Genomic DNA, 20119 nt, shown 5'->3' on the forward strand with positions numbered 1-20119 from the left:
AGTCGGATAATGTGCATCATGCTGACAAATAAAAAAGTATTACTCGGAATTGGTGGCGGTATTGCCGCTTACAAAAGTGCAGACCTTATTCGCCGCTTGAAAGAGCGTGGCGCAGACGTACGTGTCATTATGACCCAAAGCGCCATGGAGTTTATTACCCCATTGACCATACAAGCGCTCTCTGGCAACCCAGTAGCCTCTGATTTACTCGATCCCGCAGCAGAAGCGGCTATGGGTCATATCGAACTCGCTCGTTGGGCTGACGTTGTTCTATTAGCACCTGCTACAGCTAATTTAATTGCACGTATCAATGCAGGTATGGCGAATGACTTACTAACCACCACCTGTTTAGCCACCAGTGCGCCTGTTATTGTATGCCCAGCAATGAATCAACAGATGTACCAAAACATCACCACTCAAGAAAACCTAGCCAATTTAGCCCGTAAAGGCCTCATCATCTGGCAGCCAGCATCTGGTAATCAAGCCTGTGGTGAAGTCGGCCCAGGCAGAATGCAAGAACCCACTGCGATGGCAGAACAATTAGTGCAATTTTTTGGCCCTAAATCACTCTGCGGCCATAACGTGCTTATAACTGCGGGCCCAACACGTGAAGCCATAGATCCAGTGCGATATATCTCGAATCACAGCTCAGGGAAAATGGGTTATGCATTAGCGCAAGCAGCGGCTGAAATGGGCGCCAAGGTGACATTAGTCTCTGGTCCAGTCAATTTAGCCACGCCTTCAGGCGTCACGCGTATTGATGTTGATTCAGCGCAGCAGATGCTCGAAGCTGTAATGGGCCAAGTTGAACAACATGATATTTTTATCGGCTGTGCCGCAGTGGCTGATTATCGAATTGCTGCTGTCGCGGATCAAAAAATCAAAAAATCGGCTGAACAAATGCAACTTGCGCTGGTACGAAATCCTGATATCTTAGCCGCGGTAGCTCAGCACGCTATCCGACCTTTTACGGTCGGTTTTGCTGCTGAAACAAACGATGTCGAACAATACGCTCGCGGCAAACTACAGCGCAAAAAGCTTGATATGATTGCCGCCAACGATGTTTCTATTCAAGGCTTAGGCTTTAATGCCGATAGCAATGCACTACAGGTATTCTGGCAAGATGGCAGCCAACAACTGCCGGCAACAGATAAACTGACCCTAGCGCGCCAATTACTTACATTGATAGAACAACAACTAAAAAAATCATGAAAACACCCATTGAACTAAAAATTATCGACTCGCGTATTGGCAGTGAGTTTCCATTACCCGCCTACGCAACTTCAGGTAGTGCAGGCATGGACTTACGCGCCATGACCGACGCGACTATGGTGATTGAACCTGGTCAAACGGTATTAATTCCAACCGGTATCGCTATTCATATTGCCGACCCCAGCCTTGCGGCGGTAATTTTGCCGCGCTCAGGCATGGGCCACAAGCATGGTATCGTTTTAGGCAATTTAATCGGATTAATAGACTCCGATTATCAAGGGCAATTAATGGTGTCATGTTGGAACCGAAGTGATAAACCATTCACACTCGAAATAGGCGACCGTTTAGCCCAATTGATGTTTGTACCCGTTGTACAGGCAGCATTTACACTAGTGGATGAGTTTAATAGCTCAGATCGTGGAGAAGGCGGATTTGGTCACTCAGGCACCAAATAACCTTTTCAAGTAGTCACTGAGCCAAGGAACAGATAATGGCTGAAAGCCCTAAAATAAATCGCCGTGAGCATATTTTACAATGCTTAGCACAAATGCTCGAAACCAGCCCTGGTCAACGTATAACTACAGCCAAACTGGCCGCAGAAGTGGGTGTATCTGAAGCCGCACTTTATCGACACTTTCCTAGCAAAGCACGGATGTTCGAAGGCTTAATTGAGTTTATTGAAGATGCTATATTATCGCGTTTAAACATCATCATGGACGAAGAAAAAGACACTATGGTTCGCTGCCAATTAGTGCTGCACTTATTATTGGTATTTTCTGAACGTAACCCAGGGATCTCGCGAGTATTAAATGGCGATGCGTTGTTGGGTGAAAACGAACGTTTACGCAGTCGTATCGATGTGCTTTTTGCAAAAATAGAAACCCAAATCAAACAAATTTTACGAGAAAAAACCTTACGTGAAGGCGTAGGCTTTAATATCGATGAAGCCATTCTGGCTAACTTGTTACTCGCCTTTGCCGAAGGCAGAATTTCACAATTTGTCCGCAGTGAATTTAAACAAAAGCCAACCCAACACTTTGATGAACAGTGGACCTTTATTCAGCAACAGTTGTTGAGAAGTTAACCGTACTCGCAATCGATAACGCGGTTTGTACAACGCCGAAAACCGAGCAAAATATTACGAAATCACACTCAAATTCATCAAAGAAAACCTAAACGTAAAGTAGTTATCGCTTAAACGTTTAACCACAAAAGGCCGATACCTGACTAAAAGGGTCGGCTTTTTTGTTACCCGTAGTATTAATTTAGCGCAAATCGCGTTATTCTCCTCGTCCCTTAACGGGCACCCAAGTGGGTATTAACGTACACTCATATAAACAGTGATATTGAGTAGTTGGAGGATATATGGCACTCAGTGAAGCCGCAATAAAAGTACAAGCAGCACTAAAAGACCGTGGGCTAGAAACCCCGATGTTGCCAAAAACTTCCACGCCTGAACAACGTAAAGTCAAAATTGAACACCATATGCGTGAAATTTTGACCTTAATGTCACTCGACTTAACCGACGACAGCTTGGCTGATACTCCACGCCGCATTGCTAAAATGTATGTCGACGAAATCTTCTCGGGGCTTGATTACGAAAACTTCCCTAAGATCACGGTTATCGAAAACAAAATGGGTGTTGATGAAATGGTCCGCGTACAAGACATCAGTCTTACCAGCACCTGCGAACATCACCTAGTGACCATTGATGGCTTTGCCACTGTGGCCTATTTGCCCCGTAGCAAAATTATTGGCTTGTCTAAAATCAATCGTATCGTGCGATTTTTTGCCCAGCGCCCACAAGTGCAAGAGCGCCTAACCCAACAAGTGTTAGTGGCGCTGCAAACATTACTTGAAACCAAAGACGTAGCAGTAAAAATGGATGCGGTACATTACTGCGTAAAATCTCGCGGCGTAATGGACTCAACCAGCTCGACCACGACCACTGCATTGGGTGGTATTTTTAAATCAAACCCTGCAACCCGCGCCGAGTTTTTACACCAAGTAAAATAATGTGTGTAAACAAAACGCCAATAAAAACGCAGCCACCTAATTTAATAATCTAGGGGCTGCGTTTTTGTATTCATGGTTAAAAAGACTAAATCCCGTATTGCTCACGATAAGCGCTAACTGAACCAAGTTCTGCTTCCATACCCGGCTTTTCAGATAAGTAACTGATTAAATCAGCAAGCGTAATTATCGACACAATCTGGCAGCCAAAATCGCGTTCAACTTCTTGAATCGCCGACAACTCGCCTTTGCCTTTCTCTTGGCGATCAAGTGCAATCAACACGCCCGCAAGTTGGGCATTGTGGGCATTAATAATCTCCATCGATTCACGAATAGCCGTACCAGCAGTGATCACATCGTCCACCAACATCACTTTGCCTTTTAGCTCGCTGCCCACCAAACTGCCACCTTCGCCGTGGGTTTTGGCTTCTTTACGGTTAAAGCAATAAGGAATATCTACATCGTGATGATCGCACAAGGCAACCGCTGTGGTTGTCGCAATCGGAATACCTTTATACGCTGGGCCAAATAACAAATCGAATTCAATACCCGAGTCCATTAACGCCGCAGCATAAAAGCGGCCTAAACGCGCTAAGTCTTTACCCGTATTGAATAATCCAGCATTAAAAAAGTACGGGCTCGTACGGCCAGATTTAAGGGTAAACTCACCAAAACGTAATACTTGGCGGGCTAAAGCAAACTCAATAAATTCGCGTTGATAGGCTTTCACGGTTATTCCTCTTTCATCAAATTTTAGACTAAAAAAAAGGACCGTAATCGGTCCTCATTTTTCAACAGCATATTAACTTAACGCAGCTTTTTGCACATCGACAATTTCGCGAATACTGTTTTTAGCTAACACTAACAACTCAAGTAACTCTTCATGGCTAAATGGCTCGCCTTCTGCAGTACCTTGAATTTCAATAATTTTACCCGTTTCAGTCATCACAACGTTCATGTCAGTTTCTGCAGCGCTGTCTTCAATGTATTCTAAATCACTGATCGCTTCGCCTTTATAAATGCCCACACTAACAGCAGCAATTAAAAACTTAAGTGGGTTAGCTTTAATAATGCCTTTACCACGAGCCCAATTAAGTGCGTCAACTAATGCGACACAAGCACCAGTAATAGCCGCAGTACGCGTACCACCATCAGCTTGAATAACGTCACAATCGATAACGATGGTGTTTTCACCTAACAACTTCATGTCTACAGCGGCACGTAATGCACGACCAATTAAACGTTGAATTTCTTGGGTACGGCCAGACTGCTTACCACGAGCCGCTTCACGGTCCATACGGCTATGAGTTGAACGCGGTAACATACCATATTCAGCAGTTACCCAACCTTGGCCTTGGCCTTTAAGAAAACGCGGAACGCCTTCAGTGAAACTGGCAGTACATAATACTTTTGTGTCGCCAAACTCAACTAAAACAGAGCCTTCAGCATGTGCAGTAAAAGAACGCGTAATAGTGATAGGGCGAGTTTGAGCTGGTGTACGGTTACTTGGGCGCATGAAAAGTCCTGTAGTCGAATTCATATCAGATTTGAGCCCATATTATAGAGCTTCACGCCGTTAGATGCCATGCTAAGCAGCGATAAGCCACAAATCTATCGACTAATCCTTTAATCCGGTTGGCTAAAACGGCTATAATCACTCCACATTCGCGTAATAACATAACAGGACACTCCATGATCCAAAGCATGACAGCCTACGCTCGTATCGAGCACAAAGCACAATGGGGCACCGCCTCATGGGAAATCCGCTCAGTCAACCAGCGCTACCTAGAAACCTACCTGCGCCTACCTGAGCAGTTTCGCAGCTTTGAACCTGTCTTACGTGACCGCTTACGTAAACGCCTGAATCGTGGCAAAATCGAAGTTAATTTACGTTATGAACTTGCCGACAACAGCAGTAATGAATTACAGCTAAACCAAGCGCTAGCAAAGCAGTTGTTAAGTGCTGCAAATTGGTTAAAACAAGAAGCAGGACAAGGCGAACTCAGCTTAACTGATGTGCTGCGTTGGCCTGGCGTGCTGTCCGCTGCAGAACAAGATATGGATAGCATCGGTGCCGATTTAATGATCGCGTTTGACAGTGCTATCGATCAGTTTATCGAAGCGCGCGGCCGTGAAGGTGAAGCCATTAAAGACATGCTACTAACCCGTTTAGACGGCGTAATGGAGCAAGTAAAGGTTGTGCGTGACCACATGCCAACCGTCATGCAGTATCAACGCGACAAACTGACTAACCGCTTAGCCGATATCGCAGGCGAATTAGATCCAGCCCGTATCGAACAAGAAATGGTGTTATTGGCGCAAAAACAAGATGTCGCCGAAGAAATGGACCGCCTTGAAGCTCACGTAGCAGAAGCTCGCCGCATCCTTAAAAAAGGTGGCAGCGAAGGTCGCCGTTTAGACTTTATGATGCAAGAGTTTAACCGCGAATCAAACACCCTGGCGTCTAAATCAATCAGTGCAGAAATCACTTCTGCCGCTGTAGAATTAAAAGTATTGATTGAGCAAATGCGCGAGCAGATCCAAAATGTAGAATAATGTTTTAGCCTGTTTTAACGGGTTAAAAATGACCAATAAAACCCAGCATTTGCTGGGTTTTATGTTTTTGCAGGAGCTTGATGGTTTACTATTGTTACGTCAAAATTGGTGACTAAATTAAGCTTGGATCTGCACTACAAATAAATCTGGGAAGCATTTTCCCCTACTTGTCCATCCGTTGGCGCTACAACCAAAAAGTTTGATCGCAACGCACTCTAGATGACACTTTACCTTCACCTCATTTTTCTACGTGTTGATGACCAACGCTTAAGCTACAGCCGATTAAAATTAATCACTTAAAGGTTATTGTTTTTAGATAATAGCCTTGAAAAACGCGCAGGCGCACTAATAGGAGCTCTGTTTATTAAGATTAGGTTTAAAAAACAACAGATACAATAGTTTACTTAATCCCCAATAGGCAAAAACACTAGCTAAAATGGCGATAAATGAAAACTGCGCAGGCAGCCATTGAGTTGCATTATCTTGATGAGAAAAAGAGAGGGATAGCAGCCCGCCATTATTATCCAGCCAAATGCCAACTTCAGGGTTGAATATATGCATTATTCCCATAATAAAAAAGATAAATGAAATAAAATATCCAAAGCCAAAAATAGCAGTTAAAGACAAGTGTAATAAGCTTTTTTGAGTAATTTGTAATAAGCTTTTTAATATCGCTTTGGGGTGCCCTTTAGCGACACTTTGCGCATGCAAAATATCTGAAATTAATGGTGTCAGGTATAAATCAGGCTCACCTAAACGGTCAATAGCATTAATAATTCTTTTTTCTTCACTTTCAGCGCCATCATTTAAAGCTGACTCATATAGATGGCTTAAAATTTCCATCTTAATATCATCTTTTTCACTTACCGATAAAGGTGCTAACTTGTGATTAAGTTCGCGCTCAAAGTTACTCCATAATTTTTTAGATGTTTCACTTTTAATAGGAAATTGATGTGTCATGATTGCATCACCATTTTTAGCACTGAGCTATGCGTATTAGTCCAAATTACTTTCATTTTATCTAAAGTCTCAATACCAGCGTCGGTAATTTGGTAATACTTACGTGGTGTACCAACCTCGGCTGTTTTCCATTCTGTTTGAACTAATCCATCACGCTTTAAACGGTTAAGTAACGGATAAAGCGTTCCTTCGGCGACTTCTATTGAAGTAAGATTTTTAATCTCCGACGCTATTTCGTAACCATAACTCATGTTTTGTTTTAACTTTAATAAGATAATAAATTCTAGTAAACCTTTACGAAATTGAGGCAACCATCGGTCAATGATCTGATCAGAAAGCATGGCATAGTTATCTTTAATAATGTAATCATGCCTACATAGTAAAACGATATACATACCATTGCAATTTCTGTTCGGTATTACTTTAAAAATGTTGTTATTAGTCGAAGACAACCTAGGTCACTTGATAAACATATCATCTAAACTCCATGATTACTATGCCAAATAAATTTAACTACGTACATTGTATTGCTATGTATAATTTATTGAACTAGACTACCTAGCAATGCAATGTACATAGTATGGGTTTTAGGTGATCAAATGAATATTAAAAATATAGCCATTATAATTCTAACCTTGGGTTTAATAAGCCATGTCCAAGCTAACGAAAATGAATATGACGTAACCGAAATATCAAAATTAATGGCTTCATATGAGCAACTTGGTCGTTTTAATGGTGCAATAACGATTAAAAAAGACGATAAAATTATTTATAGCCGGGGTTATGGATCCGCGAATGTAAAAACTGAGGTTAACAATGATAGTGATAAAGTATTTGCAATAGGTTCAATTTCAAAGCAATTTACCGCTAGCGCCATATTATTATTAGCACAACAAGGTAAGTTATCATTAGCAGACCCCATAGCGACATACCTACCCTATTATCAAAATGAAGTGGGTCAAAAAGCGACTATTTACCAACTGTTAACTCATACTGCTGGTATTCCAGATCCTATGGATACGGGTAAAGGTATTGACGGTGATAATGATCCACTCATGCACGAGAAAACCTTACCTGTAACAAAGAAATCATTAATTGATAGCTTTAAAGATCTGCCTAACTCATTTGAACCAGGCAGCCGTTATGAATACACCAATACCGGCTATATTTTATTAGCTGACATTATTGAGCGAACATCAGGAAAAACTTACGCTGATTACCTAAAAACCTACCTTTTCCAACCTGCTGGCATGAAAAATACTAGTGCATCCAGACCTGACAATAGCCCGCTGTTAGTCGAGAGCTATAGCGGCATAGGTTCCGACAAAGTACACACCACTAAAATAGACAACAGTTGGTTAGTCGGTGCAGCAAGCCTTTATTCATCCACAGGAGATTTGTTCAAATGGGTAGATGCAATGAATGCCCATAAAATATTCAAAGACAAGAAGTTTGATTATTTACTCTCTAACCCTGTGGATTTGAGAAGAAATAATGAGTTTTATGGTTATGGCATGGAAATGACAACATTATGGGGTCAAAAAGCCTATCGCCATGATGGTGCAACTGCAGGCACAGTAGCAGATTTTATTTACCTTCCAGAGCAAAATATAACCATTATTATATATATGAATCATGTACATAATGTTAGTAATATTGACCTCTCAATTGATATGAGAAAAAAAATTATTCAACAAGTTTCAGGCATTTTGTTAGCCCATAAAACGCCCGACATAGTGTCTTTAGTAAGCAATAACACCATAGATTTACAGCAATATGTAGGCCGTTATGCGTTTGATGATGACCATCAAATAGCGATAACACTCAAAGATAATACTTTGAAAATTAACACCATTGGCTTAAAAAATTGGACATTATATAACTTAGCGCAAGTGACTCACCTACCACCAGATCAACTCACTGACACAGCCACAAAATTATTTAACCTGCTTAATACCAATGAGTTAACTAAATTAGCTGAAATTTTTGATGAACAAATGGCCTCTGCACCGCTCGATGTTTTTCAAGGGTTTTGGCAGCAATTAGAAGCAGAACTTGGCGCTTTAGAAAATCACTATAGCTTTTCAAAAAGTATTGATAATGATGAGATCCAGCAGCGACTAATTTTTGAAAAAGGCATTGTAGATATGACGGTCTTTTTCGATAAAGATGGAAAAATTAAAGGCATTCAAAACTCCTCACCAATCCCCAAAGAAGAGAATGGTTTTACATCTAAACTGCTCAGCATAGAGGGTGATAAGTTACTCATTGACGGATATGTTATAAAGCAGCATCAAGATTTAATTCTTAAATTTACCCGTAATAATAAAAATCAAATCACTGGCTTTAACTACAACCAAATGGTCGAACATCAAGCAATTAAACAATAGTAACTTCCCCCCGTGACTTCACTGTGATCACGGGGGGCTTCTCGACATATTTGACTTACCGCCTTTTACTACACCTTCCAAAGCCTTATCAAATAATGATCTTTTGACATCAGAGGCTGGCTGCTGATGTCGCATTAGCAGTAATGCCTCAACATGTACTCAACACAAGTAAACAGGGCATGTAGCAGAATAACCTGCACGGCCAATTCCATTTTCCCTCCCCAACAGAAGTGCCACAACTCAATATATGCGCTTGTATAGAATGTTGTTCACGTTTTAAACATTTATCTTCACATCCCATTCAATAGCTTGAGTTAAATCACGAACCTCAAAGAGAGAGTGAGATAACTTCAAAAGGCTAAAAATAATAACGACCTACATGGGGGAGAACACGATGTTTTATGTACACATGCTGCTGTTATTAGCGGTGATATTTGTTGGTATTCGCCACGGCGGAATCGCCTTTGGTTTATTGGGCGGGTTAGGTGTTTCGGTACTCGCTTTTGTATTTGGCATTGCCCCAGGCTCACCACCAGTCAGCGTCATGTTAATAATTCTGGCCGTAGTCGCAGCCTCTGCAACATTAGAGGCCACTGGCGGTTTAAAGCTGTTGGTCAAATTTGCTGAAAAGCTGTTACGCAAACACCCTGAACACATCGTTTTTCTAGGCCCACTGTGTACCTATTCGTTAACCGTACTGGTCGGCACTGGCCACTCAGTTTATCCCCTGCTTCCTGTTATTTATGATGTTTCATACAAGAAAGGTATCCGCCCTGAACGCCCATTAGCCATGGCAACTGTGGCATCACAAATGGGTATAACCGCCAGCCCTATTGCTGCTGCCGCTGCAGTAGTACTTGCCACCGCCGTTGATAACAATCTAGATATTAATTTACTTGATGTACTCATGGTGACCATTCCCGCCACACTAACAGGCTTGCTAGTGGCGTGTACTTGGAGCTTAAAGCGCGGTAAAGATTTAGATAAAGATGAAGAGTTTCAGGCACGTTTAACAGATGATGAGTTTCGTGAATCATTAACCGATCCAAAAGCGGATGAAGTGCAAACGCCACAAGCAGAATCAACGGCAAAGAAAGGCTTAACAGTATTTTTACTCGGTATCTTTGCCGTTATCATGGTGGCAATGTTTAGTAAGCAAATACTACCAGCGGGCGTAAAAATGTCGGTAGCAATTCAGTTTATGATGCTGTCTGTCGGTGGGATAATTTTACTCGCCACCAATATATCACCGAAAAAAATTGTCACCAGTAACGTGTTCACCGCGGGTATGACAGCGGTCATTATCATTTTTGGTATCGCATGGATGAGTGACACCATTATTGAGCACCATAAAACCTATTTGGTGAGCGCGGTAAGCGACATTGTCAGCGTGTATCCATGGACATTTGCTATCGCGATGTTTGTGTCATCGATCTTCTTAAAAAGCCAGGCTGCGGTATTAACCATTATGCTGCCATTAGGTTTTTCACTTGGCATCCCTGCACCGGTATTAATCGGCGTGCTGCCCGCGTGTTATGCCTACTTCTTTTTCCCATTCTACCCAAGCGATTTAGCCGCAATTAGTTTTGACAGAACAGGCACCACCCATATTGGTAAATACGTACTCAACCACAGCTTTATTATTCCAGGCTTTATTGGTGTCGTAACCGCCACATTTGTTGGTTACTTTATATCGATGGCTATTAACTAATCTCAGCGAACATTTTGACTTTGAGCTTTGGGCCAACAACAACGCGATTAATCGCTAATGAATTGACCAAAACAAGTCGCTAGCATCAACAAAAAATGGCAGCCAATATGGCTGCCATTGTTGTATTTAATCATTAAGAATCTAAAAGCGCTAAGACTTAAAGTGCCAGACTTAAAACGCTAAGACCTTAAATATTAAAACCAAATTTGCTTAGACCAAAACAAAGATGAGCAAGTCGATTATGGACAGGTTTATGGGTTAATCCGTCAACCAGATCATCCTCTGCAGCACGCAGTAAACCCATCCATGGGGGCTTGATGAAAACATCCGGTCTTGACCAATCGCAAAAGCGAATATATCTAGGCTAGTACAAGTCTGCTTTAAAGCAAAACTGAATTTAATGCCAAACATCCCCCACAAAAAAAGTGAGCATTTGAGCTATAATTTGAATAGAAAAATGCAGAAAATGTCACTTATCGCTTTGAATATAAATAGGATTGTCATATTCGCTCTTGTTATTTATATATTTACAAAAACCGCTTGTCGTATTCTGTGTTTCAAACTCTAAAAAATGAGGTTTTACAGACTCATTTTTATCACTTGGGATAACATAGTATGAACTAATTGATTTTATTGGTGAATATATCTTATTTTCATATTTAAAGATGACATACTCCAAATATTCCGCACTACTAACTCCTGTTTCAAAATTCCCCTTAATGACTGGCACTCTGAAATCTATTCCTCCGCATCTAACATGTAGAACAGCAATTAACTGCAAATCGTTTGACGCCTGGCGGTCTATGATTACTTCAGCAGCTCCTTCTGTGGGAGAATGTAATAAATACTCTTGGTCAGTCCACTCAGATAATCTGAACTCATTTGCATTTAGTGAGAAGGAAGTTAAAAAAACTATAAAAGAACAGAGAGCTTTATTAAAAAACATCTTTAAATACCTTCCTTTTTAATAAATCAGTTAAATTATCATGACGCTCGCTGTAACTTGTTGTCTTATTATTAATGACTTTAGTTATACTATCCGTAACCATTCGACTTGCCCCTATATCTGCTTTTTTATAAAGCTGATGTTCAAGCCAGAATATTAGAGCAGATCTTACTGCAAACTTGGGTTGTAGCAATAAATCGGGGTTAGCAACAAAATCGACACTTGCACTCCACAAGTTATTATGTTTTGTTTTCATTGAAATATAATTGGATTTTCCGGTTAATTGAAGCATACCTCTACCTCTATATTTCCAGCCGTCACCAGACTCTACACTGCCATTACCCATTCGGTTCGCATATGCATGATTTGCAATTGCTTCGATATCTGCTTTTTTATTAGTAGCCCTGTTATATGCGTGATTTTTTGCATCTGAAGGAGTTCGTCCATAGTGTGAGAATGTAGATATCAAAGCCATTTCACTATAATTAAGATTCTCCTCTAAGTTGAATTTACCTCCAACTTCATGCATCACTTGAGCGATAAAGTGACACATTCTTAATTCTGTATTGAGTTGACACATATTAACGTTAGAATTCAACTCTTCAGCCACTTCACTTAATAGTTTGTCGCTTACATTTTGTTCGCTTCCCCAAATTTTTCTAAGGTGCGATAAACTCAGAGTTTGATTTTTAACTCTATTTGAAGACTTATATATAGACATCATCAATTCCTTTTGTACTGACTATTTACATATAATTTTTAAACCCACTTTAATTTAAATAAGATACGACAGGATTACATTTGAGTATATAATCCTCAATAATGATGAAGCATGACTGAATACACCCCAAATAATAACCCCAAACAGTTTCGCTCTAAGTTAATAAGACTTAAATACTGTTGAAGTTATTAAAACGAAATATCCCAAATATCAACATACTTCCTAAAACGATACACAGTAAACCCATCCATGTGACTTGGAGAAAACATCCTGTTTTCAACAGCTGCCGATACCGATATGATCGGCTTATCCTACTGCTAATTTTGCAGCTTCATGCCACATTGCATCAGGTATGGGCGTCATTAATTTCCAGGTGATATTCATGGGTTGTGCCCCAGTGTGAGCCATATAAACCACCTCACCAAAATTAACAAAGCCCATGGTGCGACCGTTCTCATCTTTCGCTTGCTCACGCACAAACAAGATTAACTTACGACCCATTTTTGCTTGCTCAATATAGCCTAAGCCCCTGCCATACTCTGGTCTTGCACTATTTTGAGATTGCCAATGAAATAGTGATTCATTAATCGCATAATCATGATACATAGTCGTTGGTGAAAATTGTTTGACTGACTTTTTCAAAGTAACAAAAAGTAATTCAACATTAAGATCGTTAAGAACTAAAACACCTTCCCTTGCGGTTGATTTTCTCTCAAAAGAACTTGCACCACTGGCGGCTAGGATCTGCTCTCTGGTATATCTTGAATGCACTTTTAAGGCTTCTAGTGCGGGGATATTCATTTCAAATTCGCGATGATGAATGCGATCGATAAGTAACGATATGACATCTAGCAGCTCTGCTTGTAATTGAGTATTCCTCAACGCAACTAAGCTTTGCTTAAGGTTTGTAAAGCCTAGCTCGGTGCCCGACTTATCCCAAAAATTGTAATGGCACATTAGTGCAAATTGGCACTGGGTAGCATCATTTTCTTCAAAACTGAAGTTATCAATAATTAACTGCTTTAAAAACTGTAAATATGAGATAGAACTGCAGCCGAGCAAGTGATTATTTATCGCACGATAGTAAGCTTTAGCCAGACTAACATCTAAATTTGGCTCATTAATTTGATTTTTATTTGCACTATCAACTAGTTCTAGCCAGCTCATTTTTAGCTTATAGATATCCTCTAAATTAACATTCGGGTTAAAGCGTAAAAAATGAGCCAAGGTTAAGGTTAATGTACTTTGGTGCTGAAAATTATTAATGAGCTGTCGCAACCTGCTAGCATTCATGGTTGCACGGCTAATATTTCGCAAAATCATTGCCTGAGTCTGCTCTTCTAACTCAATCCGACACCCTAATGGCAAATGCGGGAAGTCATTGTTGATCTCGTCTTTAATCGATTGATTCGTTTTACCAACCAGCGCCCTAAACTTTTGCGAAAAGTCATATTCATCACGTGAATTACCCACAAAATCTAATACGGTACAGCACTGTTTGTCATCAGTTAACCGCAACCCACGACCTAATTGCTGTAAAAAGATAGTTAAGCTTTCTGTTGGACGTAAAAACAAAAGCGTATCGACGTCTGGAATATCGACACCTTCATTAAAAATATCCACAACACATAAAATGTTCACATGACCGCTGATTAAACTTTGGCGTTTTTGTTGCCTCTCATGACTATTATCACTAGTAAGAACATCTGCGCTAATACCGGCTAAGTTAAACTTCTTTGCCATGTATTCTGCATGTTCTTTACTGACACAAAACGCCAAAGCTTTTATCTGACCAATGTCAGTGACTGTGTCATTAAGGCTGCTAATAATGCGAGCAACTCGCTGTTCATTATGAGTATAAAGATGGCTTAGCTCTGCGATATCATATCGCCCTTGATGCCATTTAATGTTACGAAGGTCGGTATCATCATCAATTGCAAAATACTGAAAAGGGCATAAATAGCGCTGATTGATGGCTTCAGGCAAACGAATTTCTGCGGCTATAACCCCACAAAAATCATCGAGAATATTTTGCCCGTCATGGCGCTCTGGTGTGGCAGTTAACCCCAATAAAATCTTGGGTGAGAAATGTTCTAACAAACCTCGATAACTATTAGCGGCAATATGATGTACTTCATCTATCACAATATAATCATAGAAATCAGCGGTGAGCGGTAAACTTGATAATTGTAAATTTAAGCTTTGTATCGAAGCAAACAAATGCTGGTAGCTATTAGGTTTGTGCTCAGCAACCCACAATTCACCAAACTGATTATTCTTCAATACTCCACGATAGGCAGATAAAGCTTGCTTAAGGATCTCTTGTCGATGAGCCACAAATAAGAAATTAGCTTCTGGATGCTGTTTATAAAAACGTGCAAAATCACACGCTGAAATAAGCGTTTTACCGGTGCCGGTTGCCGCAACGACTAGATTTTTATACCGCTGATGAATACTACGCTCAACATTTAACTGCTCAAGAATTTCTCGCTGATGTGCAAAGGGTTTGATATCAAAATGAAAGGTGCTGCTTTCGGTATAACTACCTTTAGCCTCACGTAATGCTTCATGAAGCTTGTTTTTAGCTTCGATATCGCCATTAAACGATTCAAATTCACTTGATTGCCAATATGATTCAAAGGTGTTGAGGGATTTATCGATAATGTGGGGGATTTCTTGGGTGGTTATTTTTAAATTCCACTCAAGACCACTAGTCAGCGCAGAATGGGACAAGTTGGATGAACCGATATATCCAGTGTGAAATCCTGTATCACGCAGAAATAAATAAGATTTCGCATGCAAGCGCTCTCGCTTGGTGTTGTAACTCAACTTAACTTCGGTGTTAGGAAGGCTAGCTAAAAACTCGACTGCTTTAGCATCGGTCGCCCCCATATAAGATGTCGTAATGATCCGCAGCGTTTTGCCGCTTCGAGTGAACTCTTCAAGTTCATTTTTAAAAATGCGAATGCCAGCCCACTTAATAAAAGACACTAACCAATAAATTTTGTCTGCTGAGCGGATCTCGCGCTTTAATTCGGTATCTAAAGAAATTCCGGCATTGCTACCACAAAAAAGTTCGCTTTGGCTTAACCCTGTTAGCGGGTAGATAGCTTTAGTAAACGCTGGGAAGTCTGTAGCTATAGGATTTGTTTTATCAAATAGTGCCGTCAATATACGGCCTTTACTATCGAGCAAGTTTTCAGTGATCAATTGATCATCTTGAACATGATCTTTTAACCAAAGCACTAACTTATTTGCCAAGCTGATTTGCTCGGTAAGTTGGTTGTCTCCGCTGGGGATTGCACCAATGGCATACTCCATTATCTTGGTCAAAAACCTCGACAGCCAAACACTAGCCTCAGCGCTCTCTAATGGCCGTTCACCTAAATAGAACACATCACGATTAATGCTTTTATCTATCAGCTGAGTAATAAGCTTTTCATAAATACCAACTTGTTCCATGTCGGATAGGCCTTTTGAAAGTGAAAACACTAAGAATATACCATAGCAATAAGTGCATATTACGACTAAGAATAATATTATTTATCAATAAAATGCTTACAGAAAAACGATTAAATTAGCGCACCAACACATACCTTGTGCTTCTACCGCCTGCGCCAGTTTTGGCTAAACACTGTTGATCCACAAGTTGAGCCAAATGACGGGTTGCGGTTGCGCGGCTGACTTTAGCGACTTTTTGATACTGGCTACTACTGATCCCATCATTAAAGTCACCATCAAGTAATCTATTTAGCACTTTCACTTGTTCTGTGGTTAACGCTGGAGTGAGTAAGCGTTGGTTCACTCGACGCCAAAATTGGGTTTTAGCAGTAGTTTGCTCAATGCTATTGAGCGTGTGTTGAATAGCGTCATTTAAGGTGTCTAAAAACCACAGCAGCCAAGGTGTGATATCTAAGCCACCTTGCTGGGTAGACTCTAATATTGCGAAATAGGCTTTGCGTCGCTCAAGAATACTAACTGACATGGCGTAAAAATGAATCGAGCGATGCTCAGCTTGCGCGAGTGCTAAGTCGGTGAGTAAACGCGTTATACGTCCGTTACCATCATCAAGCGGGTGCAAGGTGACAAACCACAAATGGGTGATGGCTGCGCGCACTAGCGGGTCGACATTAGGTTGATTTCGCGATTGATTAAACCACTCAAAAAACTGCGTTAAGTTAAGATCTAGTGTATTGCGTGGAGGCGCTTCAAAATGCACTGTAGGTTTGTCTAAACGGCCAGATACTACTTGCATAGGTTCATTACCACGTAACTTACCGCCAACAGCAGGATTAAACCCCGTTTGGTTTTCTGGAAATAACATGGAATGCCAACCTAGAATCCGCGTTAAACTCAGCGGATGTTGCCAGTTTTGTAGCACATCTAAGGTGATATCTGCTAAACCATCAGTTTGCGTCGTGGTGGGATAAGGTTTTTCTTCACTCACGCCAAGCTTATTCGCCAAAGAGGAACGTACAGAAAATGCGTTAAGCTTTTCTCCTTCAATAGCACTTGAATGAACGATATTGGCTAGCATGGTATCGAGTGTCCATTGACTCGCGGATTCAGAACCCATTTTACCCAGCAGCAAACCCTGGTTAAATTGAATTTGCCTCAATAGTGCACTTATACGAGTATTATCCCATACAAACTCTGGCCATTCTTGCTGTTGCCAAATCCACATATTAACTCCTGTTTAGCTGACTAAAATGCTGTATTGATGCACATACCCAGCTATTCTACTTACAACATGAGGCAAATAGCAACTTATTCGCCTCACAACATGAGTCGAATAGAGTGGTTAATTGCCTCATGGCTCCCATTAGCAAGCTCGATAACACCTTGGCAGGCATTTCGGTATAATCGTTTACTGTCTCTATAACCTTTAATTTATATAACCCAATGCGACTGTAATTAATGACATCTAAGCTGACTGAAGTATCGACACCACTACAAGCCGCTATGCCTAAATCGACTTTGGCAAATGAGCTGGCTAGTAAAGTGTTTATTATTGGTTTGCCGCGTACCGGCACAACCAGTGTGAGTGTGGCCTTACTTGAGCAAGGGTTAACGGTTGCCCACCAAGCCTTTACTAAGCAGGCGTTTATGTTGGCCGATGCGGTGTCTGATGCGCCGTGTTTTAGTGACTATCAGCAGTTAGATAGGTTATTTCCCAACGCTAAGTTTGTTTATTTAGATAGGCCGTTAGATAAGTGGTTGCCGTCAATGCAAATGTTACTGGGCAGAATGCTAGTGCATTTAGACAAAGACAAGGGCCGTTTTCATCCGGTGATGAAACGCAGCTTTAATCATTGCTTTGATATATGGCAGGTTGAGGATGTGTTTGATGATAACCATTTAACAGCCTGCTATCTGCGCCACCAGCAGCAAGTGCTGGACTATTTTACTGGGCGAGATAACTTTATGGCTCTTGATATTAGTGTGACTGGTAGCTTTACTGCGCTATTGCAATTTATCGGTTTACCTAAGCCAAATACCACTGAATTTCCACAGTTGAACTTTCCGCAACTGAGCACTCCACAGTTGAATTTTCCACAGTTGAATTTTCCACAGTTAAATATGGGCCGTAATGTGGCCAGTTGGGATGAGTATAAACACCCAAATAAAATTAGTGCTAACGCTTCTGGGCCTGATAAGCGCAAGTTTTTTGATTACCGACTGTAACGCTGTCGATTAAAAGTGAGCGCGTCAATACACTCTGATCCACTCGCGTATCAACCACGGTTTTATAACCGTTTGCGGCTGGTCATTACTTCTCTTTATCGCGCTTTTTCTTGGCAACGGTTAGCCAATCTAAGCTCACACCCGATATGGCATTAAAACCACGGATACGGAAAATCAGTGTCAGCAGTTGAGGTCTAGGGCGAATTTTGGGCTCGACCGAGCGCGGAATAAACCACAATGCCACCAGCGATCGCATGGTAGTTGATACGATAAACACCACAAATATTGGGCTGCTTAACCAAGTATCCAAACCAGACCAAACTAAAAACACTTCCGAATATGAGGCAATGGAGCCGCCGACCATGGCTCCCACAAACACAAATCCGGCGCTTAATGCAGCTTGTAAGGCGGCATAGATGGCAAAGTCACTGCGAAAGGGTCGAATATCGTAAAGGTAATTAGCAGTGCTTAAAGTAAAGCCACTCCAAGCAAAACCCGAAAAAGCTTGAATGGCGAGAATGTATAAATAATTTTCCGAGAATAACCACAGCAACGGCAAACTGGGAATTAAGCAGCTGGTAATGATCATCACCAGACGATTGCCATATAGGTCGCTAAAGCGCCCCCAAAAGCGCAAGGTGATGAACTGAGTCAAAATAGACGCTACGCTGCTTAACACAAATTCGAAATAGGTAAAGTGCAAGCCTTCGAGCATATATACCGCAAAAAACGGTGCTGATATCGCGACCATGCACTGCATACCAGCAACAAATAAACTGTAATGCCTAAAGGTTTTATCTTTCCATGCTTGACCAAAGTTATACAAGGTTTGGGTAAATACCCCAGATGCTTTTGCCACCCTCGGTTCTGGGTCGTGCATTTGCAACAATAACCACGCCGATACAAACCGCCCCATAGCCGCAATCGAAAACAGTAAACTAAAACCAAGCCATGCCATCTGCACTGAGTCGGTTAAGGTTAAGATGCCGCCGCCAACAAAAAATATGCTTAGTGACGCCATCATGGTTAAGCGGGTGCGCGAAGCAAAAAAGGCGCCGCGACGACGCTGTGGCACTATCATGCCCATCCAAGCACGCCAATGTGGCTGAATCAGATTAATAAACCCTTGATAGAACACCGCTAAGCCAATGAATAACCACACCGCATTCTCAGGTCTAAACGCCGCGAGCGCGCCCATGCCTAACACCACTACCGCTTGCAATACTGCACACACAACAATGAATTGTCGGCGACTAAAATGACTCGCTAACCACACTGATAACAGTTGTGCTATCGCGCCAAACAGCTGAGGTAAACCGGTTACCCAACCCATTTGCCCTAGGCTTGCCCCTAAGAAAATCGCATACGCATTAAAAAAATTGTCACTGGTGGCTGTCATGGTTGACGATGCCACCGCCTCTTGCTGGCTGCGGCGCAAGGTACACCTCAGCCACGACAATCTATCGCGACTGCGTGAGCATGGATTATGTGGACTTGATGAAGGATCAAAAGCCATAAGCTATATAAGTGCACACCATTGATAAGTAATTGATTATGATTACGGATTAACGTCACGGATGAAAGTCACGGGTTAACGTTAGTGACTAAAATTATGACTGATAAATAATCAGCTCACAATCTATAACGATCACATAATCATCTATTATTGTATGTTTAAAATAGACTCATGAATGAATCATCAACTTATTTCGTTAACGACGCACCTTGTCTAACCCAACAATTACCTTGACTAAAATGAAACAAAAAATTTACATTAGTAGCCTGATTAGTGCTACGGAAAGTGCTTCGCTAATTAAAGCCATATTTTAAAGCTTCGCTGTTCAGCTTAATAACGCCAATTGCGCTATGACCTTCCGAAAGTACTCAACAAAATCAATAAGCTACATGCTGATATCTTTTTGGTG

Annotated in this window: 17 protein-coding genes; 8 read left to right on the forward strand and 9 right to left on the reverse strand. The window is 41.2% G+C overall.

Annotated features, from left to right (window positions below):
• Positions 1 to 9: 9 nt before the first annotated feature.
• The 4 genes from coaBC to folE all read left to right on the forward strand — a co-directional run bounded on the left by coaBC (position 10) and on the right by folE (position 3228).
• Entirely contained in the window at positions 10 to 1212 is a 1203-nt protein-coding gene (gene coaBC, locus ACED29_RS06440) for a bifunctional phosphopantothenoylcysteine decarboxylase/phosphopantothenate--cysteine ligase CoaBC (protein WP_371697295.1), read from the forward strand.
• Positions 1209 to 1667 carry a dUTP diphosphatase gene (gene dut / locus ACED29_RS06445; RefSeq protein WP_371697296.1) on the forward strand — a complete coding sequence of 153 codons (459 nt, stop codon included), beginning with the start codon at positions 1209 to 1211 and terminating at the stop codon, positions 1665 to 1667. The genes coaBC and dut overlap by 4 nt, the downstream gene beginning before the upstream one ends.
• A 35-nt stretch (positions 1668 to 1702) precedes the next feature.
• Positions 1703 to 2296, forward strand: a complete 594-nt coding sequence (gene slmA / locus ACED29_RS06450) for a nucleoid occlusion factor SlmA (RefSeq protein WP_182698906.1) — start codon at positions 1703 to 1705, stop codon at positions 2294 to 2296.
• A 281-nt stretch (positions 2297 to 2577) separates the two neighbouring features.
• A complete protein-coding gene (gene folE / locus ACED29_RS06455) occupies positions 2578 to 3228 on the forward strand; it encodes a GTP cyclohydrolase I FolE (RefSeq protein WP_124018352.1) in 651 nt (216 codons plus the stop codon).
• Between the two features lie 85 nt (positions 3229 to 3313).
• Here folE and pyrE read toward each other — a convergent pair whose 3' ends face one another.
• Both pyrE and rph read right to left on the reverse strand, forming a co-directional pair.
• Entirely contained in the window at positions 3314 to 3955 is a 642-nt protein-coding gene (pyrE, locus tag ACED29_RS06460; RefSeq protein ID WP_371697297.1) for an orotate phosphoribosyltransferase, read from the reverse strand.
• A 72-nt stretch (positions 3956 to 4027) separates the two neighbouring features.
• Positions 4028 to 4741 carry a ribonuclease PH gene (gene rph / locus ACED29_RS06465; RefSeq protein WP_011639245.1) on the reverse strand — a complete coding sequence of 238 codons (714 nt, stop codon included), beginning with the start codon at positions 4739 to 4741 and terminating at the stop codon, positions 4028 to 4030.
• 176 nt (positions 4742 to 4917) lie between these two features.
• On the opposite strand from rph, the gene ACED29_RS06470 reads away from it, so the two are divergent.
• Positions 4918 to 5781: a YicC/YloC family endoribonuclease gene (locus ACED29_RS06470; protein WP_124018350.1), complete on the forward strand. Its 864-nt coding sequence runs from the start codon at positions 4918 to 4920 to the stop codon at positions 5779 to 5781.
• A 345-nt stretch (positions 5782 to 6126) separates the two neighbouring features.
• On the opposite strand, the gene ACED29_RS06475 is transcribed toward ACED29_RS06470, so the two are convergent.
• Together ACED29_RS06475 and ACED29_RS06480 are read right to left on the reverse strand one after the other, a co-directional pair.
• Positions 6127 to 6741 (reverse strand): hypothetical protein, encoded by a 615-nt coding sequence (locus ACED29_RS06475; protein WP_371697298.1) that lies wholly within the window; start codon positions 6739 to 6741, stop codon positions 6127 to 6129.
• Entirely contained in the window at positions 6738 to 7082 is a 345-nt protein-coding gene (locus ACED29_RS06480) for a PadR family transcriptional regulator (protein WP_124018348.1), read from the reverse strand. Before ACED29_RS06480 ends, ACED29_RS06475 begins: the two co-directional genes overlap by 4 nt.
• Positions 7083 to 7340: 258 nt before the next feature.
• On the opposite strand from ACED29_RS06480, the gene ACED29_RS06485 reads away from it, so the two are divergent.
• On the forward strand, positions 7341 to 9131 hold the full coding sequence (locus ACED29_RS06485; protein ID WP_371697299.1) for a serine hydrolase: 1791 nt from the start codon (positions 7341 to 7343) through the stop codon (positions 9129 to 9131).
• Positions 9132 to 9525: 394 nt separating this feature from the next.
• Positions 9526 to 10842: an anaerobic C4-dicarboxylate transporter gene (locus tag ACED29_RS06490; RefSeq protein WP_124018416.1), complete on the forward strand. Its 1317-nt coding sequence runs from the start codon at positions 9526 to 9528 to the stop codon at positions 10840 to 10842.
• 469 nt (positions 10843 to 11311) lie between these two features.
• Here ACED29_RS06490 and ACED29_RS06495 read toward each other — a convergent pair whose 3' ends face one another.
• From ACED29_RS06495 to ACED29_RS06510, 4 genes are all read right to left on the reverse strand, one after another.
• Positions 11312 to 11788: a hypothetical protein gene (locus tag ACED29_RS06495; protein ID WP_182756782.1), complete on the reverse strand. Its 477-nt coding sequence runs from the start codon at positions 11786 to 11788 to the stop codon at positions 11312 to 11314.
• Positions 11778 to 12509 carry a glycoside hydrolase family 19 protein gene (locus ACED29_RS06500; RefSeq protein WP_182741710.1) on the reverse strand — a complete coding sequence of 244 codons (732 nt, stop codon included), beginning with the start codon at positions 12507 to 12509 and terminating at the stop codon, positions 11778 to 11780. The genes ACED29_RS06495 and ACED29_RS06500 overlap by 11 nt, the downstream gene beginning before the upstream one ends.
• Before the next feature lie 306 nt (positions 12510 to 12815).
• Positions 12816 to 15971 (reverse strand): DUF3427 domain-containing protein, encoded by a 3156-nt coding sequence (locus tag ACED29_RS06505; protein WP_371697300.1) that lies wholly within the window; start codon positions 15969 to 15971, stop codon positions 12816 to 12818.
• Positions 15972 to 16086: 115 nt separating this feature from the next.
• The gene (locus ACED29_RS06510; protein ID WP_371697301.1) at positions 16087 to 17193 is read right to left on the reverse strand and encodes a Fic family protein; all 1107 of its coding nucleotides are present in this window, start codon (positions 17191 to 17193) and stop codon (positions 16087 to 16089) included.
• A gap of 233 nt (positions 17194 to 17426) precedes the next feature.
• Here ACED29_RS06510 and ACED29_RS06515 point away from each other — a divergent pair, with 233 nt between their 5' ends.
• Positions 17427 to 18194: a sulfotransferase family protein gene (locus tag ACED29_RS06515; protein WP_371697302.1), complete on the forward strand. Its 768-nt coding sequence runs from the start codon at positions 17427 to 17429 to the stop codon at positions 18192 to 18194.
• A gap of 85 nt (positions 18195 to 18279) precedes the next feature.
• Here ACED29_RS06515 and ACED29_RS06520 read toward each other — a convergent pair whose 3' ends face one another.
• Positions 18280 to 19710 (reverse strand): MFS transporter, encoded by a 1431-nt coding sequence (locus ACED29_RS06520; RefSeq protein WP_182741707.1) that lies wholly within the window; start codon positions 19708 to 19710, stop codon positions 18280 to 18282.
• Positions 19711 to 20119: the final 409 nt, after the last annotated feature.

The sequence above is a fragment of the Shewanella sp. 5S214 genome (genome assembly GCF_041439795.1).
Classification (GTDB): Bacteria; Pseudomonadota; Gammaproteobacteria; order Enterobacterales; family Shewanellaceae; genus Shewanella; species Shewanella vesiculosa.

Coding starts and splice junctions, on each gene's coding strand:
- folE (WP_124018352.1), top strand. CDS start 2,578: ATGGCACTCAGTGAAGCCGCAATAAAAGTACAAGCAGCACTAAAAGAC.
- slmA (WP_182698906.1), top strand. CDS start 1,703: ATGGCTGAAAGCCCTAAAATAAATCGCCGTGAGCATATTTTACAATGC.
- ACED29_RS06480 (WP_124018348.1), bottom strand. CDS start 7,082: ATGCTTTCTGATCAGATCATTGACCGATGGTTGCCTCAATTTCGTAAA.
- dut (WP_371697296.1), top strand. CDS start 1,209: ATGAAAACACCCATTGAACTAAAAATTATCGACTCGCGTATTGGCAGT.
- ACED29_RS06515 (WP_371697302.1), top strand. CDS start 17,427: ATGACATCTAAGCTGACTGAAGTATCGACACCACTACAAGCCGCTATG.
- ACED29_RS06490 (WP_124018416.1), top strand. CDS start 9,526: ATGTTTTATGTACACATGCTGCTGTTATTAGCGGTGATATTTGTTGGT.
- rph (WP_011639245.1), bottom strand. CDS start 4,741: ATGCGCCCAAGTAACCGTACACCAGCTCAAACTCGCCCTATCACTATT.
- ACED29_RS06520 (WP_182741707.1), bottom strand. CDS start 19,710: ATGGCTTTTGATCCTTCATCAAGTCCACATAATCCATGCTCACGCAGT.
- coaBC (WP_371697295.1), top strand. CDS start 10: ATGTGCATCATGCTGACAAATAAAAAAGTATTACTCGGAATTGGTGGC.
- ACED29_RS06470 (WP_124018350.1), top strand. CDS start 4,918: ATGATCCAAAGCATGACAGCCTACGCTCGTATCGAGCACAAAGCACAA.
- ACED29_RS06485 (WP_371697299.1), top strand. CDS start 7,341: ATGAATATTAAAAATATAGCCATTATAATTCTAACCTTGGGTTTAATA.
- ACED29_RS06475 (WP_371697298.1), bottom strand. CDS start 6,741: ATGACACATCAATTTCCTATTAAAAGTGAAACATCTAAAAAATTATGG.
- ACED29_RS06500 (WP_182741710.1), bottom strand. CDS start 12,509: ATGTCTATATATAAGTCTTCAAATAGAGTTAAAAATCAAACTCTGAGT.
- ACED29_RS06505 (WP_371697300.1), bottom strand. CDS start 15,971: ATGGAACAAGTTGGTATTTATGAAAAGCTTATTACTCAGCTGATAGAT.
- ACED29_RS06495 (WP_182756782.1), bottom strand. CDS start 11,788: ATGTTTTTTAATAAAGCTCTCTGTTCTTTTATAGTTTTTTTAACTTCC.
- ACED29_RS06510 (WP_371697301.1), bottom strand. CDS start 17,193: ATGTGGATTTGGCAACAGCAAGAATGGCCAGAGTTTGTATGGGATAAT.